At 46.1% G+C, this 20,232-nt stretch carries 13 protein-coding genes; 6 read left to right on the forward strand and 7 right to left on the reverse strand.

The window, feature by feature from the left end:
- Positions 1–246: 246 nt before the first annotated feature.
- Entirely contained in the window at positions 247–2,640 is a 2,394-nt protein-coding gene (locus tag EPO18_RS16535; protein WP_292435197.1) for a Lon protease family protein, read from the reverse strand.
- Between the two features lie 292 nt (positions 2,641–2,932).
- Between EPO18_RS16535 and EPO18_RS16540 the strand changes: the two genes are divergently transcribed.
- Complete coding sequence (locus tag EPO18_RS16540) at positions 2,933–3,292, forward strand: hypothetical protein (protein WP_292435200.1); 360 nt, start codon at positions 2,933–2,935, stop codon at positions 3,290–3,292.
- 92 nt (positions 3,293–3,384) lie between these two features.
- On the opposite strand, the gene EPO18_RS16545 is transcribed toward EPO18_RS16540, so the two are convergent.
- Positions 3,385–3,687, reverse strand: a complete 303-nt coding sequence (locus tag EPO18_RS16545) for a BON domain-containing protein (RefSeq protein WP_292435203.1) — start codon at positions 3,685–3,687, stop codon at positions 3,385–3,387.
- A 148-nt stretch (positions 3,688–3,835) separates the two neighbouring features.
- Positions 3,836–5,380, reverse strand: coding sequence for a CHAD domain-containing protein (locus EPO18_RS16550; protein ID WP_292435205.1), 1,545 nt, complete (start codon positions 5,378–5,380; stop codon positions 3,836–3,838).
- 225 nt (positions 5,381–5,605) lie between these two features.
- Between EPO18_RS16550 and EPO18_RS16555 the strand changes: the two genes are divergently transcribed.
- From EPO18_RS16555 to phoU, 5 genes are all read left to right on the forward strand, one after another.
- Positions 5,606–6,589, forward strand: coding sequence for a PstS family phosphate ABC transporter substrate-binding protein (locus EPO18_RS16555; protein ID WP_292435207.1), 984 nt, complete (start codon positions 5,606–5,608; stop codon positions 6,587–6,589).
- Between the two features lie 208 nt (positions 6,590–6,797).
- Positions 6,798–9,095 carry an ABC transporter permease subunit gene (locus EPO18_RS16560; RefSeq protein WP_292435209.1) on the forward strand — a complete coding sequence of 766 codons (2,298 nt, stop codon included), beginning with the start codon at positions 6,798–6,800 and terminating at the stop codon, positions 9,093–9,095.
- Complete coding sequence (gene pstA / locus EPO18_RS16565) at positions 9,092–10,747, forward strand: phosphate ABC transporter permease PstA (RefSeq protein WP_292435211.1); 1,656 nt, start codon at positions 9,092–9,094, stop codon at positions 10,745–10,747. The genes EPO18_RS16560 and pstA overlap by 4 nt, the downstream gene beginning before the upstream one ends.
- A 4-nt stretch (positions 10,748–10,751) precedes the next feature.
- Complete coding sequence (pstB, locus tag EPO18_RS16570) at positions 10,752–11,585, forward strand: phosphate ABC transporter ATP-binding protein PstB (protein WP_292435213.1); 834 nt, start codon at positions 10,752–10,754, stop codon at positions 11,583–11,585.
- 13 nt (positions 11,586–11,598) lie between these two features.
- A complete protein-coding gene (gene phoU, locus EPO18_RS16575) occupies positions 11,599–12,315 on the forward strand; it encodes a phosphate signaling complex protein PhoU (RefSeq protein WP_292435215.1) in 717 nt (238 codons plus the stop codon).
- Positions 12,316–12,590: 275 nt separating this feature from the next.
- Here phoU and EPO18_RS16580 read toward each other — a convergent pair whose 3' ends face one another.
- The 4 genes from EPO18_RS16580 to recB all read right to left on the reverse strand — a co-directional run bounded on the left by EPO18_RS16580 (position 12,591) and on the right by recB (position 19,705).
- Positions 12,591–13,328, reverse strand: coding sequence for an HIRAN domain-containing protein (locus tag EPO18_RS16580; protein ID WP_292435217.1), 738 nt, complete (start codon positions 13,326–13,328; stop codon positions 12,591–12,593).
- Positions 13,325–14,230 carry a HipA domain-containing protein gene (locus tag EPO18_RS16585; protein ID WP_292435220.1) on the reverse strand — a complete coding sequence of 302 codons (906 nt, stop codon included), beginning with the start codon at positions 14,228–14,230 and terminating at the stop codon, positions 13,325–13,327. Before EPO18_RS16585 ends, EPO18_RS16580 begins: the two co-directional genes overlap by 4 nt.
- A gap of 199 nt (positions 14,231–14,429) precedes the next feature.
- Positions 14,430–16,148: an exodeoxyribonuclease V subunit alpha gene (gene recD / locus EPO18_RS16590; RefSeq protein WP_292435222.1), complete on the reverse strand. Its 1,719-nt coding sequence runs from the start codon at positions 16,146–16,148 to the stop codon at positions 14,430–14,432.
- Complete coding sequence (gene recB, locus EPO18_RS16595; RefSeq protein ID WP_292435223.1) at positions 16,145–19,705, reverse strand: exodeoxyribonuclease V subunit beta; 3,561 nt, start codon at positions 19,703–19,705, stop codon at positions 16,145–16,147. The genes recD and recB overlap by 4 nt, the downstream gene beginning before the upstream one ends.
- Positions 19,706–20,232: the final 527 nt, after the last annotated feature.

Raw genomic sequence — 20,232 nt, forward strand, 5'->3', positions numbered from 1 at the left:
CTAGGTATGAGCGGCATAACTAATATTAAACATCCTAATAGACGTATAACATTGCGTCAAAGATTTACCTAATGCCTTATAAAAATTAAAAATCTTTGTACTTTTATTGAATCGCATATATTTAGTGCATCCTAAAACAAATCCGGATAGCGTCATATAAAGTGCGGATAATTTACGTATTAACACTTACAACGGGAAAGATAGTAATCTTAAACGCTAGACACCGCAATCTTTTAGAGCTTATGCTTAAACCCCTTCCTCCTTATCATCCTCATCCGTAGCCATATCCGAAATCTCTTTCAACCGGGAGATAGCTTTACAATTAATACTGCCTTCCGGATAAAAGCCGTCGCTATCTAACACTCCGGCGGATTCCCCAGTCAATAATTCCAGCGTTTCATCGACGCAGCACACCGCATAAATCGCAAACTTGCCTGCCGCTACCGCATCTATCACTTCCTGTTTCAGCATCAAATTGCGCTTGTTGGCAGCCGGGATAATGACAGCGTGCTCGCCGTTTAGGCCGCGCGCCTTGCACAGCCTGTAGAAACCTTCTATTTTTTCGTTAACGCCGCCTACCGCCTGCACTTCGCCGTACTGGTTGATTGAGCCGGTCACTGCAAAACTGTGCTTGATCGGCGTCCGTGTCAGCGCCGAAATAAGGCAGCACAGCTCGGCCAGCGAGGCGCTGTCGCCGTCGATATAACCGTAGGATTGCTCAATCGCGATGCTGCCCGATATAGCCAGCGGGAATTGCTGGGCGTAGGTGTGCCCCAGATAGCCGGTCAAGATCATTACGCCTTTGGAATGAATGGCTTGACCCAGCTCAGCTTCCCGCTCGACATCGACTATGCCTCTGGAACCGGGATAAACGCTGGAAGTAATGCGCACCGGCGCGCCAAAGCTGCTGCCGCCGACTTCCAGCACGGTTAAACCGTTGACTTTGCCTATCGCCTCGCCTTCGGTATCGATCAGTATGGTGCCGACCAGCATTTCTTCGAGGATGTTCTCGGGTATTCTGCCGTTACGATGATCTCTTGCGGCCAAGGCCTGCTCTATCTGCAAGCGATCGCAAACCGGCTGATTGTGCCGTTTACAGAACAGGTTGGCTTCGGCGATGATTTCCAGCGAATCTTTAACGCGGGCGGAAAAATGATGCTGGTTTTCCGCAATCCGGCAACTGTGCTCAATCAGGCATTCTATAGCTGACCGGGTTAACGGCTTGGCGCCGGAATCTGCGGCATGCTTGATCATCAGGTCTATAAAACGCTGAATCGACTCATCGGTGCGCAGGATGTACTCGTCAAAATCGGCAAGAATTTTGAACATCTCGTTAAATTCGTCATCCAATTCTTCGAGCAAATAATACACATCCCTGGAACCGACCAGAATCACTTTAACGTTTAGCGGGATGACTTCGGGCTTGAGGCTAATGGTGCTAATGCCTAAATCGGAATAAGGCGATTCGATTTCAATCAGGCCGGATTGCAGTGCGCGCTTAAGGCCTTCCCAGACGAACGGGTAAGTCAGCAGTTTTTCGGCATCGAGAATCAAATAACCGCCGTTGGCCTTGTGCAATGAACCGGCGCAAATCCGGCGATAATTGGTGACTAGCGTGCCCTGGTCGCTGATGTATTCAATGCGACCGAACAGGTTTTGGTAAATCGGATGCGGCTCGCAAATAACCGGCGCGCCGCTTTCCTGCTTATTGTCGACCAGGATATTGGGCGCATACAGCTCGGTCAGCAACTGCCTCTTTGCGGTAGTATTGTCTTGCTGCTCCGGCGTCCGGCTCGGCATCAGGTAATCGGCAATGGTGTTGCAGAGGTTCTTTTTGATTTCCGCTAAATAGGTGATGACGTCATCGATATTTTGGTAGCTGTCGTTCAGCTCGGAAAACAGCGGATCTATCGCCAGACTGATAGTGTCATTATCCAGCTGCCTGATTTTCTCGACCATCTCTCTGCGCCACTGGGGCAACTCCAGCAATACATCGCTCAGGTATTCTTCCAGTTCCTCGACATGTTTGTGAAAGATTTCCCGTTCCGGCAGCGATAATTGAGTAAATTGATCTTCATTCAACGCCTTGTTGTCCCGGATAGGCGCAAAAGAAATCGTTTCATTCTCCCTGAACAACGCTATCTCTAAGGACAGAGCTTTCTTATCGACCAGGTCGATGGCATTGTTATAGTACTGGTTAAAATCGCGTTCGATGGCGCTCTTTTTTTGCTGATACGTAGGGCTTTCAAACGCGGCGGGAAAGGTCGCCAGCAGGTTATCGATCAGCTTTTCAATGTCTTTGCTGAGCATTTGGCCATGCTCTGCGGGCAGCTCAACGGCCACCGGCTCTCTCGGATTATCGAAATTATCGACATAAGCATAGGATGGCGGCGCAGGCAGCGTTTTTGCATGGGCATCCAGATGATTGATAATCATCGACAACCGGCCCAAGCCCGGCTCGCCCATCACAAAAATATTGTAGCCGGGATTGCTCATCGCAACGCCGAACTCCAGTGCGGATTGGGCTCTGGACTGACCTAAAATGGTGCCGGGCAATTTAGGTGCGGTTGGAAACTCAAAGCCAGTCAAATCGATATTTAGTTTCAGTGATTCAAGGGGAAGCTTTAAGGTATTAGACATGATTAAGAAAAGTTCTCGAATTACACAAAAATGGCGATTCTATCATTTATTGCCGTGTTACCGGCAATTGCCTACATTACTCTACTACACCGGCATTCACCAGCTCATCTGAAATTATGCAGAAAGTACGAGTCTACAGATAGAGAGTAAAGTAGCAATAAAATCTGTCAGCCATACAATTAATTCCAAAACAGGACGAATCTCAGAACCATAAAATCATGGGCCTGTTTTACTTCTACTAATAAAGTTTAATGTCATATTTTTGTCATATAACTGTCACGTAAATTTAACTATGCTGTTGGATAATCGATCTGTTTTTTATCAATTACAAAAAGGCATTCTGATGATTATCAATTGGGTTGCAGAAAAGGCACAGCAGTTTATATCGGCACAAGATGCCGAGCTCGACGAGCTTAGCATCAATTTTGACTTTGCGCTGAGCGCTGAAATTATAGGTTTATTGTATGCTCAAAATAACGGCTTCATGAATGCAGAAGATGCGCCCCCCAAGGACGGGAAAGATGGAATCGCGCCTCAAACAGCGATCGAGAGCAATGCAGGAGCAGTTGCCGAAGCCGCTCTACAGGATGAAGTAAACGACGTTACTCTACCGCAATTTGTATTAGATGAGCATGAGTTGGCATTAGCCTAAAATTAGGTTACTCCTGCACATCCGGCTACACGCCATACATGACTTTATGCGAATCTGCATTCACCACATCCATGTGGATTATGCAGTTATGACTATTTTACAATTAAACTGTTATTAACCGACTTTACACCTTTAACCGTTCTTGCGAGTTCCACCGCCCGGGCGGCGGCGGCAGCAGAATCCACGAATCCGCTTAGCTGCACAGTACCCTTAAAAGTTTCAACGGTGATTTGCAGTAGTTTAAGCCTGGAATCGCCCAATATTGAAGTCTTGACTTTAGTGGTTAGGACAGAATCATCCAGATATTCTCCAGTGCTTTCATGGGTAGTCCCTCCAGCACAACCGGCAATCAATATTATCGATAAAAGACTTATTATCAACTTGAATTTATTCATAATGTTTAACCTTTATTATATTTTAACCTGGTGTAAGTTTAAGAACGGTTGGCCGGTATTAATCCGCATTCGGAATTGCTTTATGTATCGACTCAGCAATTACTCCTCTTTTAAATAATACAATAATATCGGATAGATGTATCCTGACCTAATGCTGAGTTACGTGAGACTTTGACGGCACGAACAGTAATTTAAAGGCTGCTCGGTTTTCTTTCTGCTTAAAGTCATCAAATCTCGACGCAAAGTCTTTACGGGCAGCGCATCTATGAGTATCAAGATTCTGGATCAATACGCCTATAGCTAAAAAAGTGTTAGCGGGAGAGGAGGTAAGCCTCATCATTTCTTCACTAAACAATTTTAGATTATTTTCTTGAACGGCATAATCTTGAAAGTTACCCAAAACTTCCTGGAGTTCTTTCAAATTTTTAATCAAATGCTTGATTTGCTGTTCGGGATAAAGGCTTTGAAAAAACTCCATCAAATAACGCAGCTTTTTGCAGGATTTTCTTAAATCATGCAATGCTTCAGCCGATGACAAGGCGGTAATCGCATCCCCTTCCTGCAACACTCGGGTAAATATTTTCCAAATTCTCCGATCTGCGAGTTCTTTAATAGTCAGTCTGGCATTTTGCTCAAGCGGTACTTTATATAAAGGCTCTTTAAGGTACTGCTCCCATTCTGAGAGAGTGGACAGATATTTGTCGGATTTCAGTTTTTTTGCCAGCTCCTTCTGAGCTTTTTGCTGTTTGAGGAGTAAAAAATCGTATAAAGGATTGAGGTCTTCTCTGATTGAATCCGGCAGGCTGCTTTTGTAGCGCTCAAAATTCAGCAGATAAACATCCAAGTCCCGTGTTGGTCCGGTAATTTGCCCTAACCACGAAAAAAAATCGGCATAGTATGCGTTGATATCAGCCGGCAGTATGCCCTTGATCTGACTGAGCCCGGTTCGGGTTCTTCTAACAGCAACTCTAAAATCGTGCAAAAACTCGCTGTCGGTAGCAGCAATAGTGCCTTGCTCATTGACTTTAATCGCTTTTAGCAGGTGGCTGTAGATATATTTGCCGGCAATGTCGGCGCGCATGCCGGGATCTAAGTTGATGTTCAGCTTTGATGAATAATCTTTAGGCTTTCGGCCCTGAAGTTGTAGAGCTTTCAGCAGAACAGATTCCTCGGTGACTTTTAAGCCTAATGTTGCGGTCAGTATTTCAGCAATATGCTCCACAATCTTGTCATAACCTTTTACCGGTTGCAGCAAAACGCGGTTGTTGAATTGCTTGTACTCTTCGATTAACAGCCGAAGGATGGTTTTTTGATCCTTATTAAGAATGTTTAAGTGATAAATTTGATAATCCAGTTTGCAAACAGGCAGTAATGCGCGCATTTCCAACAGTGGTTCCAGAATGTCTCGTATTGTTTCCGGCTCGAGTTCTTTGCCGAATAAAGGAACTTTGTTAAGCTCTGCATCGGCAATAACGGCACCTGTTTTAGTCGATCTTAAAATTAATGACGAGCCGCTTTTTGCTTTATTAAACTCGCAAGTAATATCGTTGGAGTACAAGCGCCAGTCAAAGCTGTCATAATAGGTTTTGCAAGAAGATTGGCTTGAAACCAGTTGCGTTTCCACCTGATCACTTAATTCGGCAATAAGTTTTTCAACCGTTAAATTCAGGGGAAATTCAAATTGTAAAGACATATTTTAAGATAAGTAGTTCAGAAGTAATCTGATTGCTATGCATTCAAGGATATCAGCATAGTATGAATATTTAATGACATATCAATTAAACGGCAAGAAATCAGTTTCTGTAAACTGTTATTTTGCGCTAAAGGCCGGTTTAGCAAAAAAAAAACCGTATTGTAATATTATTGTCATATTCTATTTCGATAATAGTCCCACTTTAAATTATTTTGAGAGTTGATTATGAAACTATCTTTTAAGACTAAATCGCTGGTTACCGCGATGGGTTTTGGTATCGCTGCATTAACCAGCAACGTTGCCGGTGCTGTACAAACTGTTGATGCGGGTGTACCCGAGTATCAAAAAGCCAGCGGCATTTCCGGCAACCTGTCCAGTGTCGGTTCCGATACGTTGGCAAACCTGATGACATTATGGGCTGAAGAATTTAATCGCGCTTATCCTAACGTCAACATTCAAATTCAAGCTGCCGGCTCCTCTACCGCACCTCCTGCGCTGACTGAAGGCACTTCAAATCTAGGTCCTATGAGCCGTGAAATGAAAGATGACGAGCTTGAAGCCTTCGAAGATAAATACGGCTACAAACCTACTGCTATTCCGGTAGCTATCGATGCACTGGCTGTTCTTGTTAACAAAGACAACCCGGTTAAAGGCCTGACCATGGAACAGGTTGATGCGATTTTCTCTTCGACTAATAAATGCGGCGGCGAAAAAAGTATTGAAACTTGGGGTGACGCGGGTGTTGCTGCTTGGGGATCAAAAAGCATTCAGTTATACGGACGTAACTCGGTTTCCGGTACTTACGGTTATTTTAAAGAGCATGCTTTATGCAAAGGCGACTTCAAAAACAACGTAAACGAGCAACCCGGCTCAGCTTCCGTCGTCCAGTCGGTTACTACATCGGTTAACGGTATCGGTTACTCCGGCATGGGTTATACAACATCGGGCGTTAAAATGGTGCCTTTAGCAAAGAAAGGCAGCACGACGTTTGTCGAAGCAACGCCTGAAAATGCAATTGCCGGCACTTATCCTTTGACGCGCTACTTGTATATTTATGTCAACAAGAAACCTAACCAACCTTTGGCACCGTTAGAAAATGAGTTCATCAAAATGGTGATGTCCAAAACCGGCCAGCAAGTGGTTATCAAAGACGGCTATATTCCTCTGCCTGCAAAAGTTGTTGATAAAGTGTTAGCTACACTTAAATAAGGCTAAGGATCGCTCTAAATTAAGGATATAGTGTTGTGTAAGGACGCACAGACAAGGATGTTTCTAACTGAATGTGTTGTTATCTTCCCCCTCAGAAAGTAAAAAACACATCGGACAATAACAACGGCTGAGATTCGCATTGTGAATCTTGGCCGTTTTTTTTGGTTTTTGTTATATCATTGTCACATTTAACTTGTAGTCTTCTAGCATGTCAGAAATAAACATACCCATTAATCAGCCGCCTTCCATAACAATCAGTTCCGGCGAATATCACCAGCGCTGGCGACTCATTAAAGATGCTTTGGCGCGCTATGGCGTGGTAGCAGGCGGACTGGGCGTAATCGTCGCGATCGTACTGATTTTCTTTTATTTACTGTATGTGGTTTTTCCTTTGTTCATATCCGCTAACGCTGAATCGGTCAGCGAGTACGCGGTGCCGGAGCAGGCTTTGGGCCGCACGTTGCTGCTGGATATAGAGGAGCAAAACGAGGTAGGGTCCAGATTTACCGACAGCGGGCAAGTGGCGTTCTTTGAGGCCACTACCGGTAAAACCATTTTGACACAGGCCGTGACAATACCTGAAGGAGCACATATCACAAGCTTTGCTCAAGGCAGCCCTATCAATGAGGGCGCAGTCGTATACGGGTTATCCAATGGCCGGGCAATCGTTGTTAAACATCAATATAAAGTCACTTATCCCAACAATGTACGGGTTATTACCCCATCGCTTAAATATCCATTGGGCGAACAGCCTTTAGTGTTGGACGATTCCGGCGCAGCTTTAGAGCAAGTCGCGGTTAAGGTCGGCGAGGATAGTACGACAATAGTCGCTAAAACGGCCGATACCCCACAAGGCACGGGCAAAATACGCCTGATCAATTTCCAAAAAGAACAATCGTTGTTTGCGGATGAAGCCGCCTTAACGCGGACCGATTCAGTTCTGGAGCAGTCGGCGTCAAATATTGCCGACATTTTAATCGACAAGGACGAATCCAACCTGTACCTGATAAGCAACGACGGACAGATGGGTTTTTTCGACATCAGCGACAAAAGCAGCCCGACTATCAGGCAGCAACAGAATGTAGTTGAAGCAGGGCAAAAAATTACCAGCGTGGCTTTTTTAAACGGCGATATTTCACTGATGATCGGCGACTCCACAGGTTTGGTGTCGCAGTGGAGCATGGTTAAAGATAAATTGAATCGTCCGGCCATGCAAAAAATCAGGTCTTTTAAAGTGTCAGATAAAGCGGTCGTTGCGATCAACGCCGAACAGCGGCGCAAAGGCTTTATGACTACCGACGCAGACGGTATTGTGGGCATTTACCATTCAACCGCCGAACGGGAACTGATTAAAGAACGGGTTAGCGACGCCCTGCCGTCAGCGGCAGTATTGTCACCCAGAGCCAACGCCTTGTTAGTTGAATCGGCAGACGGCAAAATGCATTTTTGGCATGTCGATAACGAGCATCCCGAAGTGTCAGTCAAATCGCTTTGGCAGCAAGTCTGGTACGAAAGCTATCCAAAACCCGATTACGTTTGGCAGTCTTCTTCCGCAAACAATGACTTCGAACCCAAATACAGCTTAACGCCATTGGTTTTCGGCACCCTGAAGGCGGCATTCTATGCGATGCTGGTGGCGATACCACTGGCGCTGATGGGGGCGATTTACACTGCTTATTTTATGGCTCCGCGGATGCGGATGTACGTAAAACCCTCGATTGAAATCATGGGCGCGTTGCCGACGGTTATTTTGGGATTCCTTGCCGGTCTTTGGCTGGCCCCGTTTATGGAAGAACATCTGACCGGACTGTTTGCTACGCTGATGATTGTGCCAATTGGCGTCATGCTGTTTGCCTTTACTTGGCAATTCGTACCTAAGACTATTACCAATAATCTCTCGGAAGGCTGGGATGCCGCTATATTGATTCCTGTCATTTTACTCAGCGGCTGGTTTGCTTTTAAAGTCAGCGTACCGTTAGAAACGTTTTTGTTTCACGGCACTTTGCGCGACTGGTTTAAAGCGGAACTGGGCATAGGTTATGACCAGCGCAATTCGTTGGTAGTCGGCGTGGCGATGGGCTTTGCGGTTATTCCGACGATTTTTTCAATTGCCGAAGATGCCATTTTCAGCGTACCGAAACATTTGACCGTAGGCTCCCTGGCACTGGGTGCTACGCCTTGGCAAACCATGATCCGGGTTGTGCTGCTAACCGCAAGTCCGGGGATTTTTTCCGCCATCATGATCGGCTTCGGCCGCGCGGTCGGGGAGACCATGATTGTGTTAATGGCGACCGGAAACACGCCGGTAATGGATTTAAGCGTTTTTCAGGGTATGCGTACTTTAGCTGCGAATATTGCCGTGGAAATGCCGGAATCGGAAGTTGACAGCACGCATTACCGGGTGTTGTTTTTGGCCGCGCTGGTATTGTTTATGTTTACTTTTGTTTTTAACACGCTGGCCGAAGTTATTCGCCAGCGTTTACGTGAAAAATACAGTTCATTATGATCAGATTATGGTTTAAAAGCGGAACTCCTTGGGTTTGGCTAAACGCAGCGGCGGTCAGTACTTGCCTTATTATGGTGATCGGTGTGCTGGGCTTGATAGTAGTGCGAGGGGCCGGGCACTTCTGGCCCGCCCAAGTGGTACAGTTCGGCTACCAGGAACCGGGCAGGGAATTTCAGACTATCATCGGCGAGCATGTCGATACCAGCATTACGCCGGCCGCGATGGCCAAATCAACCGGTCATATCATGTCCGATGATGAAGATACCTTGGTGCAGTACTTGATTAAAACCGGCAACCGCGACATTACCGGCACCGATTTCCGCTGGATATTGGAGCGCAATATTAAGCAGCAACAATCGCCGGCTGAATTGATGGTGGTAGAAAGACGCGAATGGGGTAACTTTTACGGCCAATTGCTTGCGGTTAAAGAAAACGGCAAGATTATCGCGGAAGGCGATCAAGCTTGGCCTACCGTTCAGACCAGAATCGATCAGGCTTTAGCAGTTTTTGAAGAAATTGCCCACCTGGAAAAAAAGGAAGTGGGCGCGATCAACTACAGCTTGGAAAAATTAAGACTGGAACAAAAGAAGCTGCAATTGGAAAACCGCTGGGACTCAGCAGCCGAGCAGCGGGTCGCCGCCGAGAAAGCAGAATTGGAAATCGACTATAAAGAATATCAAACGCAGTTAATTGAGCTGTATCGCCAAATCAGACGGGATAGCTTGGTCGCAAAGACAGAAACCGGTAACGAAGTTGAAATCCCCTTGGCAAAAGTAGTCAGGATTTACCAACCGAACACGATGAGCCTGTTTGATAAAATCGGCCATTACGGCATCAAGATGATTGAGTTTTTAAGCGATGAACCGCGCGAAGCCAATACCGAAGGCGGAATTTTCCCGGCCATATTCGGTACGGTGATGATGGTGATCATGATGTCGATTATCGTGACCCCGTTTGGCGTCATTGCGGCAGTATATTTGCGCGAATATGCCAAACAGGGTTTCATCACCCGCCTGATCAGGATTGCGGTCAATAATCTGGCGGGCGTTCCTTCTATTGTTTACGGGGTATTCGGCCTGGGCTTTTTTGTCTATATCCTGGGCGGCAACATCGACCGGCTGTTCTTTCCAGAGTCCGCCCCTGCGCCAGTCTACGGTACGCCCGGTCTGGTATGGGCATCCATCACGCTTGCTCTGCTTACTTTACCGGTGGTTATTGTTTCAACCGAAGAAGGTTTGGCGCGTATCCCCAAGTCTATCCGCGAAGGCAGTCTAGCCTTGGGTGCAACCAAATTCGAAACTTTATGGCTGACGGTATTGCCGATGGCCAGCCCGGCGATGATGACCGGATTGATTCTGGCGGTGGCGCGAGCGGCCGGCGAAGTGGCTCCGTTAATGCTGGTCGGTGTGGTTAAACTTGCGCCCACGTTGCCGCTGGACGGCAATTACCCGTTTTTGCATTTGGACAGGAAATTTATGCATTTAGGATTTCATATCTACGATGTCGGCTTTCAAAGCCCCAATGTCGAGGCGGCGAGACCCTTGGTTTATGCGACATCATTATTGTTAGTACTGGTCATTGTTGGGCTGAATTTATCGGCCATTTTAATCAGGAATCATTTGCGGGAAAAATACCGGGCACTGGAAGGTTAAAGAAATGACAGCACAACACACACGTACACATGCCATTGATGTAAGTTCAGTTTTACAAGGCCAGAAAAAATCGAGCGAGCCAAATGAGCCCTGCATCAAAGTTGAAAACTTAAATCTTTTCTATGCCCAAAAGCAGGCTTTGCATGACGTCAGCATGGAAATGTCCAAAAAAAAGGTAACCGCCTATATCGGCCCCAGCGGTTGCGGCAAATCAACGCTGCTACGCTGCATCAACCGCATGAACGATCTGGTGGACAATGTCACCATCGAAGGCAAGGTGCTGCTGGACAATGAAAATATTTACGACAAGACCGTCAATGTGGCTGCGTTACGCAGACGCGTCGGCATGGTGTTTCAAAAGCCGAACCCTTTCCCGAAGTCCATTTTCGAGAATGTCACTTACGGCCTTAGAATACAGGGCATCAACGACAAGCGGATATTGGAGGAAACGGTTGAAAACGCGTTACGCGGGGCAGCGCTTTGGGATGAAGTTAAAGACCGTCTGAACGATAATGCTTTAGGCCTGTCAGGCGGACAGCAGCAGCGTCTGGTAATTGCCAGGGCGATTGCGATAGAACCTGAAGTGCTGTTGCTGGATGAACCCGCGTCGGCGCTGGACCCTATTTCAACCTTAAAAATTGAAGAACTGATCAACGAGCTTAAAGAAAAGTACACTATAGTTATCGTAACGCACAATATGCAGCAAGCGGCGCGGGTTTCAGACTACACCGCGTTTATGTTTATGGGCGAATTGATTGAGATGGGCACGACCAGCGAGTTGTTTACCAATCCTAGAAAAAAACAGACCGAAGATTACATTACCGGTCGGTACGGCTAATCAGGAGCAAATAATGGACAATAGCAAAATAGGACACCATATATCGGGCCAGTTTAATAAAGAACTGGAGGATGTGCGTAACAAAGTCTTAACCATGGGCGGGCTGGTTGAGCAGCAGATCGAGCTGGCGGTAACGGCCTTTTCGACCGGAGACCTGGAAATGGCCGAGTTGGTCATCAAGCAGGACAATCAGGTCGATGCATTGGAAATGGCTATCGATCAGGAATGTATGCAGATTTTAGCGCTAAGGCAGCCTGCGGCGTTCGATTTAAGATTGTTGATTACGGTAATGAAGGTTATTAATGAGCTGGAGCGCGTCGGTGACATGGCCGAGCGTATCGCCGAAATGGCGATACAGTTATCCGGCGGCGACAATAGTAAGCATGACCAATATTATGAGCTGGAGCATATGGCCGAATTGGTTCAGGAAATGCTGCACGGCGCACTGGACGTCTTCGCGAGGATGAATATTGAAGACGTAGTCACCATCACTGGCTTGGATGAAAATGTCGACCGTGAATACGGCAGTATCATCCGGCAACTGATTACAAAGATGATGGAAGATCCGAGAAATATTACCCGGATGTTGGATGTGCTGTGGATCGCCCGCTCGCTGGAAAGAATCGGCGACCATGCCTGTAACATCTGCGAGCACCTGGTTTATATGGTCAAAGGCGAAGATGTACGGCATTTGACCCAGAAAGAATTGGAAAAGAAGATGAAAGAATAAGAAGTTGAAGTTGGGTGGTAGGCCGGAATAAGCCAGTTCGAGCAGCAGCGGGAACAGGCGTTTCCGGCGCACTGCCTTAACTTAAGCCCTTATACCTATCCGTAATTTCAGGAATATGAGTTTCCTCGTATTGTTCAATTAAAACACTCACTAATTCCATTAATGAAGCTAAAGGATGATTTTCGTTTTCGCCGACTACGTCAATTAGGCTATCCAGTAATTCAACAGCTTGTTCGTAATTGTTTAATATTGTATCGCACATTAAACTTCGAAGATCAGGCTGCAGCCACTTCACTATCTAAAAGCTGATATTCATCCCCCGTAAACAACTGAAATCCTTGCGGCAGCTTAAAAATGGCCTTACACAGCAAACGAAATTGAACTGGTGCATCATGGTTTAAACACTCTACAGTTAGTTGTACTGTAGTTTTTTCCATAACTCTACGCATATCCCGATTTAAATAACGCGGACAATACCCAATTTTGATAGCCTCTTCGGTTTCCAACACTAAAGCAAAACGATCATGTTCGTTGCTATCTTCACACTTTAATACAATATGGTCGCCGCTTTGCAATCGTTCGATACGATCTAAGCTGGCTGGCTCAAGATGACGCAAGCCGTGACTGAGAAAAAATAATTCCATTTCTCCTTGATCGTTGATTTCAGGATGGGGATAAACGCATAATTCATCGGTCGCTCGAATCCCGCCGGAACGAGCCAGCAATTGCATGGGGTCATTTTCTGTAGCAGGATTCATGGCTAACCAACGTACATAATCAGGATATTCCGGGCGCGAACTATTTAGCACACGATTGGCGAATAGCGGAAATAATTCATGAGAATAGTAGTTTTTATGTAAATCCAACATCCTGCCCAAATATTTAAAACGTGGTGACGCTAACGCGCCTTGGGTATAGGCAAATCTGTATAAACCGTTTTCCCGTGTCAATTGCCCCACAGTATGCCAAAGACGCGTCTCTGGGTCTTGCCAAGCGACATAAAGAGCCTTCATGGTTTTATCTCCAGTAATCTTTTTTGATTTAATTCTAATAATTTCATAGCGAATTCAATTGCCGTTTCGCTGATTTCAGACGACGGTATTTTGTTAAAGACATTTTGACACTGTTCAGGTGAGATGTCGCCCAATCTTTGTAACCATAGTTTTGCCGATTCGGGTCTTTTAGCCGCAAATTGCCAAAAAACATTCAAAGTATGTAATGGCTTTTGCTCTGATTTATTTAAATAAATCGCTGAACGGGCTTTTTCTATATAACTGCTGATATGCCGTTCTTGGTTGCGTGTTGTTAACAGCTCTTTGCGTTTGGTATCACTTTCATTTTGTCCCATCGAAGCCGCATGATCGTACGTCGGAGCTAAATAAATTTCACCGTGGCGTATTACGGCCCAGTTTTCATGATGCCGATCTTGATTAGCAATCCATGTATCCAGTAATAAATACCCCAAAAATACATCAACCGCATTTTGTATGACATCGCTTGGCGGTTGCCAGTTCATAGGCAATAAAATATCCGGGCTATTCAATAGAGCAACAATTCGACCAAAAGTATGATCCTGTACTTTATATCGTTGCTGTTCTGGATAGGTACTGTGAATTTCTGCTAACAATTCATTACCCATCACCAAGCGACCATCAGGCGGAACAATCGTTTCAGAGAGAATCCCTTTTTGGTTCATCCATACAGCAAGCTCATAATGGGCATGAGGCAAACCTAATAATGTACATAACTCACAAGCAACTTTTTCTGCCCAGTTTTCGCCAGTATTCGGCCGACCAATTTTAAATAAAAAAAGCCGATTATCAATATGTAGCCAATATTTCGTTTTATTGCCTTGTTGCTCCGGCAGTTCAGGCGCGTCATCCGCAAGCAGAATAATGGGATAAAAATCAGTCATGCAAATCTTGCTCATCAAACCGACCTCGTTTTAAAACACATGTAGGCTGAGATTCGCACATTATCCCAAGCTGCGGACTCAGCGCGAATATTAGCGCCCTAATAATAACAACCAAGATTATTTTTAGATTAACGTGGAATGATAACACTCTACTTTCGGCGTTATTCTTCTTGTCTTCGTGGTGGAAAAAGCATCCATTTCAAATCTTAAATTTATCAACCAACCCAGTAACTCTCTCTATTTTTTGCTTGACTGTCGCGATAAAGACAGCCTCCCTGGCAACCAGTTTGATACTTTCTTTGGCTCGGGTAATTGCTGTGTACAACAATTCTTTGGTTAACACAGGATTAATGGCTTCGGGTAGCACGATTAACACTTCCTCGAATTCAGAGCCCTGGCTTTTATGTATCGTCATCGCAAAAACGGTTTCACAATGCGGCACGCGGGCTGGCAGGTATTTTTTGACACTGCCGTCGGGACGCTGGAAAAACACCATCAGTTTTCCGGTAGGGGCAGTCCCTTGTGGTTGCCCTGGTTGGTCATGCTCAAGGCCTGCCCCTACATTATCCACCATGCAAATACCAATATCGCCATTATAAAGATTCAGAGCCGGGTTGTTTTGCGTGACTATGACTGGCCGACCCGGATACCATAAGCCGGACAAATCAATCCGCTGTTGCTCGGCCAATTTTTGTTCAACCCGGTAATTGATGTCGGCAACGCTGTTTTTCCCCTGCCGGTTGGAACACAACACTTGAAAACGGCTAAATGCCTGATAAATCCGTTCAAATTCGGCTCCGGCCTTTATCAACTGCAAATACTCGGCTTGCTGCGCTGCTACATAACCGATTAAATCAGTATCAAGAAATTGCACTGTGCCGTCGCCTCCGCCGGATAAAATTTGCCAGGCGAGTTCATCCTGTTGGAGGTTGACCGCCTCGGCCAGCTCTTTTATTGCGCCACCGAAACGGTGCGATTTTTTTAACGTGTAGACGTTGTTTTGCAAGGTTTCTGCGGCGGCTAAATCAGCCAGCACCGCGCCGGATTCGACCGATGCCAGTTGATCCTTATCGCCCAGCAAGATCAGGCATGCACCGGGTTTTAACGCATCTAGCAGTTTGCTCATCAAGGCCAGATCGACCATGGACGCTTCGTCGACCACAACCAGATCGTATACCAGCGGTTTGTCGGCATGATGCCGAAAATACGGGGAAGGCGGCATTGCGCCCAGCAGGCGATGCAAGGTAGTCACTGTTTCCGGGATGCGGCTTTTGATCGTATCCGAACACGGCAGTTTCGCTTTGCTAAAACCTATCGATTCCTGAAGACGCATGGCGGCTTTTCCAGTCGGTGCCGCCAAAGCAATATGCAGCGGTTGTTCTGCCAGCTCCTGCAATAAGGCCAGAATTTTAACGACTGTAAATGTTTTGCCGGTTCCCGGTCCGCCGGTAATAATGCTGAACGACTGCCGGACTGCCATTTTCGCCGCCTCGCGCTGGTCGTCGGTTTCTTCACTCGCAGCAAAATAACGGTCCAGCATCGCATCGAGTTGTTCTACCGGATGTGCAACCTGAGCCATTGCCTTGATTTGCATCGCCAGCCGGTTTTCATAATTCCAATAACGGTGCAGGTACAGGCGGTTCTGCTCGATAACCAAAGGCAGGGGATTTGCCTGGCTTTTAAGGTCTGTCTCTACCAGCCCGGAAGCAAACAGCAATGTCCGTGCTTCATCGTCTATTTGAATGCAACTATGGCCCTGGTTTTGTTCGTAAGAGACTGCCATTACGATAGCTTCGAAAGCCTGTTTTTGTATGGAATCGAAGCTGGTGTGCTGACTAAGGAAACGGGCAAAAGCTATATTCAGGCGGCTGAATAATCTTTGTTCGGTTTGTGATTCTGCGTCCAGCCCATCTATCACGGCCTCCCTCCAAACAATGCCGCCAATGCTTCAACCCGCTCCAAGTCCGGCCTGTCCTGATAAACCCCGCTCATCGGTTGATCCGGCTGCATGCCGCGCACGAACAGATAGCGCACGCCGCCGAAATGCGTTTCATAGTCGTAATCCGGCAAGCGCGTTTGCAAATAACGGTGCAGCACGACCGTGTAAATCCAGTATTGCAGGCCGTAATTATGTTCGCGCATCGCATGGGTTAAGCTGTCTGGGGTGTAATCTTGCAAGCTGTTGGTTTTATAATCCATCACATAATAGCGGTTCGTTGCCGAACTTGGAAACGCGCAGACAAGATCGATAAATCCGGTTAGATAGCCGCACATTTGCTTGGCGGTCAAGGGCTGAAAAGCGGGGGTATCGCACAAAATATCGTTAATCCGGGCAGCATCGATGGTTTGCATCGATAAATAAAACGCCATTTCCTTTAAGCACTGATTTTCCGGCAGATTCATTAAGCAAAAATTGGCATCGGCTTCAGATAGTGGCGTTGCAACCACTGCTTGTAACAATTCATCAAGTATTTCCGGCCGTTCCAGTTTCAAGCCGTAACGCTGACAAGCTTTGTCCCGTTGCGTAGCAATATCCTTGCGCTGAGATAAATAGCTGAATGCAATGTTTTCCAGCAGATCATGCACGACATTACCTGTGTGAGCCCCCCTCGGCAATTCCATTGCTATACTGCCGGGCTCGGCGATGATCGCCTGTTCTCCTGCTTTGTCTTCCGGCAACTCCGGCTCATCATGAATGCTTAATGCCGACAAAGCCGTATAACTGCTCATTTGCCAGTTCGTGTACAGTGATCTTTTGCGTTTTTTTGTCTGCAAGTTTGTCTGCGCAATTGCTTTTTGATAGCTTCCATTTAACTCACCCGGCACATCCAGCAACCGGTATGCGGCTTTATCTTGAAAGGCTTGCAATTTTGCTTGTTGCCCGGAAAAACCAGCGTCCGCGAGTTCAAGCAGCCAAGCCATCGCGGAGTCATTTGGCTTATTTTCTGAGCGCACATCGGCCCAAGCAATATAACAACGGTATTTGGCGCGGGTAACTGCCACGTAAAATACCCGCAAATCTTCGGCCAGCTCTTCGTTTAATGCCAGTTCGCGCCGACGTTCAAAATCTTCCGAGCCCAGATCGATGACCGTCCGACCTTGCTCGTGACATTTGATCATCAAATTTTCACTGTTTAACCGGTTGCTGCGCTGCCAGAGGTAAGGGCAAAATACAATGGAGTACTCCAGCCCTTTGGAGCGATGCATGGTAACGATTTTAACCGCGTCATCGTCGCTTTCAAGACGCAACTGCTGATCTTCCGCACTGCCCGATTTGGTCATTTCGCTACGTAACCAATCCAAAGTTTTATTTATGCCCAAATGTTCATCAACCGCAGCTTGCTGGACCAGCTCGATAAGATGATACAAGTTAGTGAGCTGTCTTTCCGCCATCAGCGTTTTCGATATATTGGCCCTGATTTTTTCCTGGGTCAGCAAACGCTGCATCATCGCCATCAATCCGGTTTGCTGCCAATCCTGAAAATAACCGAGAAAGCGCGATATCCAGCCATCCAACTCAATTTCATTATTGATCAGTCGATACAGCGTTTGACCATCCAGATCGAACCAATCCACCGTCAAGGCCTGCTTGAGCAATCCGCTATCGCCAGGATGAGCCACGGCTTGCAACAGAGTGTATAAGTCGACCGCTTCTTGCGAAGCAAAAACCGATTCTGTGCTGTTTAACACAGAAGGCACCCCAGCCAGACGCAATGCCGCTTGATACTCTCTGGCCTGGGTGTTAGTTCTGACTAAAATGGCGATGTCTTTAGGCTGCAAGCTCCGGTTCATAGGTTGCAAACTGTATTCGCCGATCAGCAGTTCAACGATTTCATTGACAACAGCTATCCTGAGCTCATCCGCCGCCTTTCCTCCCGTCCAATATCCCGCTTTGCTGTCGCTTTCCGGTAACTGCCACAGCACCATCGGTGCCGCAGCCTGTCCTGCATAGTGCAATGCGCCATTATTTGCCGAAAAGCCGGGCGTAACATTGATAAACTCCAGGCCATCCAACAAAAATGCCCGGTCTCTTTGAAACAAGGCATTCACGGCTTCGACCAAATCCGGATGCGATCGCCAGTTTTTGTCTAACGTAAATTGATGTTCTGCTTGTTTTTGCGCGCTCAAATACGAGTGAATATCTGCGCCGCGAAATTTATATATCGCCTGTTTGGGATCGCCGATTAAATATAAATATTGGCTGGGAGCGGCGAAAATGCTGGAAAAAATAAACCACTGACTGTCATCGGTATCTTGGAACTCATCAATCAGCGCAACTTCAAAACGCTGTTGCAATTCAGATGTCAGTAGTGCGCCTTTTTCGCTGTGCAATGCATCAGCTAAACGACTGATTAAATCGTCGAATGACATTACATTAAGCCGCTGCAAACGCTTATCCAGCTCCTCGCGCAAACTGTCCAGCAAGGTTATTCGTAATACCAGAGTGATTTGCTTGAATGCAGCCTCCAACTGATCGAAGGCCGTAGTATCGATTGCTAATTCGGCTAAATATTCAAGCTTGCGTTCTTGGCCGGATTGGATTTTATTACTTCTGAATTTGTTGCCGTTTAAGGCATCCATCAGGCTGTTTTTAGTCAATAATGCGAGTGCCTCTAAAGCAGGTATCTGGTTGGTTTTGCCATCTAACCAATTGCTGAGTTCTGTACAATAAAACTCAAAAGTCTCGGTGTAACTGGCTTTGAATTTTTCATCGACAAAACAATTGCGCAGAACGGTTACACATTTATCCAATTGCTTTTTCGCTGAATCCGCCTGCTGCTGAAGATTTTTTAAAGCAACATCTAGGCTTTCGCAATCCGGATAAACGCTGAGTCCATTATTACTAGGGAATCCGGCAACGCTGGCAAGCAGCGCATCCGGCGTTTTAAAGTCCGCCGTTAATACTGCGGCTTCCCAAGCCGAACGTTGATATATCTGCTTGCGCCAAAAATCATCTACACAAGCTTGTTTAATATCTGCTAAATCGCTGGTTAACTCTGCGTCGAATAATTGCCCGCTTTCCAACGCATGCTCTTTTAAGACATGTTGGCAAAAGCCGTGAATGGTAAAAATACCGGCCTGATCTATATCCAACAGCGCCAAATTCAGACGCTGCCTGACCAGCTCTGGGACCATGTCCAAGTTAGCCAACCAGCTGGCAATATTACTGTCGATGTTTTCAGTAGGCCTGCCCTGAGCCTGTCGAATGGGCCTGCCCTGAGCTTGTCGAACGGAGCCTTCCAAAGCCTGCCTGGCTTCAACCAGCCTGGAACGGATGCGATCTTTAAGCTCTTCGGTCGCAGCCTTGGTAAAGGTAACCACCAGCAATTTCTCGATTGCGATACCTCGCTCAACCACAAAACGTAAAACCAACATCGCAATGGTATAGGTTTTACCCGTTCCGGCGCTGGCCTCGATCAAGTTTACGCCTTTTAGTAAATCGGTCTGAGCCGGATTAAAATGGTTATTTTCCATGCGTAAACTTTGCCATTAAAGGCCCTATTGTCCAAGTCCAACGGCGTTTTATTCTTTGAATCCGGGTAGTTGTCAGTTGCATTTTCAATAAAAGCACTCCAGCCAATAGAATTGATTAAGCTTATTTTGATTTTTGAGCTTTCAGTAAACTCAGCAATCTGATTTAATAATCAAGCACATGCAATCTTTTCCACAATTTCTGTGTATAACTCTGTGAACAAAATATAAATAACATTGTTCAGATTCGATAAAACCTGCCTTTTTGTTAGATTGTAGTTTTTTTATACAAAAAATTATTTCCATTAATAATCAAATGGTTAAATTAATGAAAATTTAATAAATCAGCTATGTGCCAATTTGGCTTTAGCATTTATTGCGACACAATCACTTTGCGAATAAACAATAAGTGATAAGTCTATGAACTGCCAACTTTGACTGGCTATAATTTTACACATTCCTGTGCAAATTCTTTTCTGATTATATGTCGGTTCAGCCTAAATCCCGGGCAAAAAAAAACCCAAGCCTGA

The sequence above is a fragment of the Methylobacter sp. genome, assembly GCF_004322395.1.
In the GTDB taxonomy this organism is placed as follows: Bacteria; Pseudomonadota; Gammaproteobacteria; order Methylococcales; family Methylomonadaceae; genus Methylobacter_A.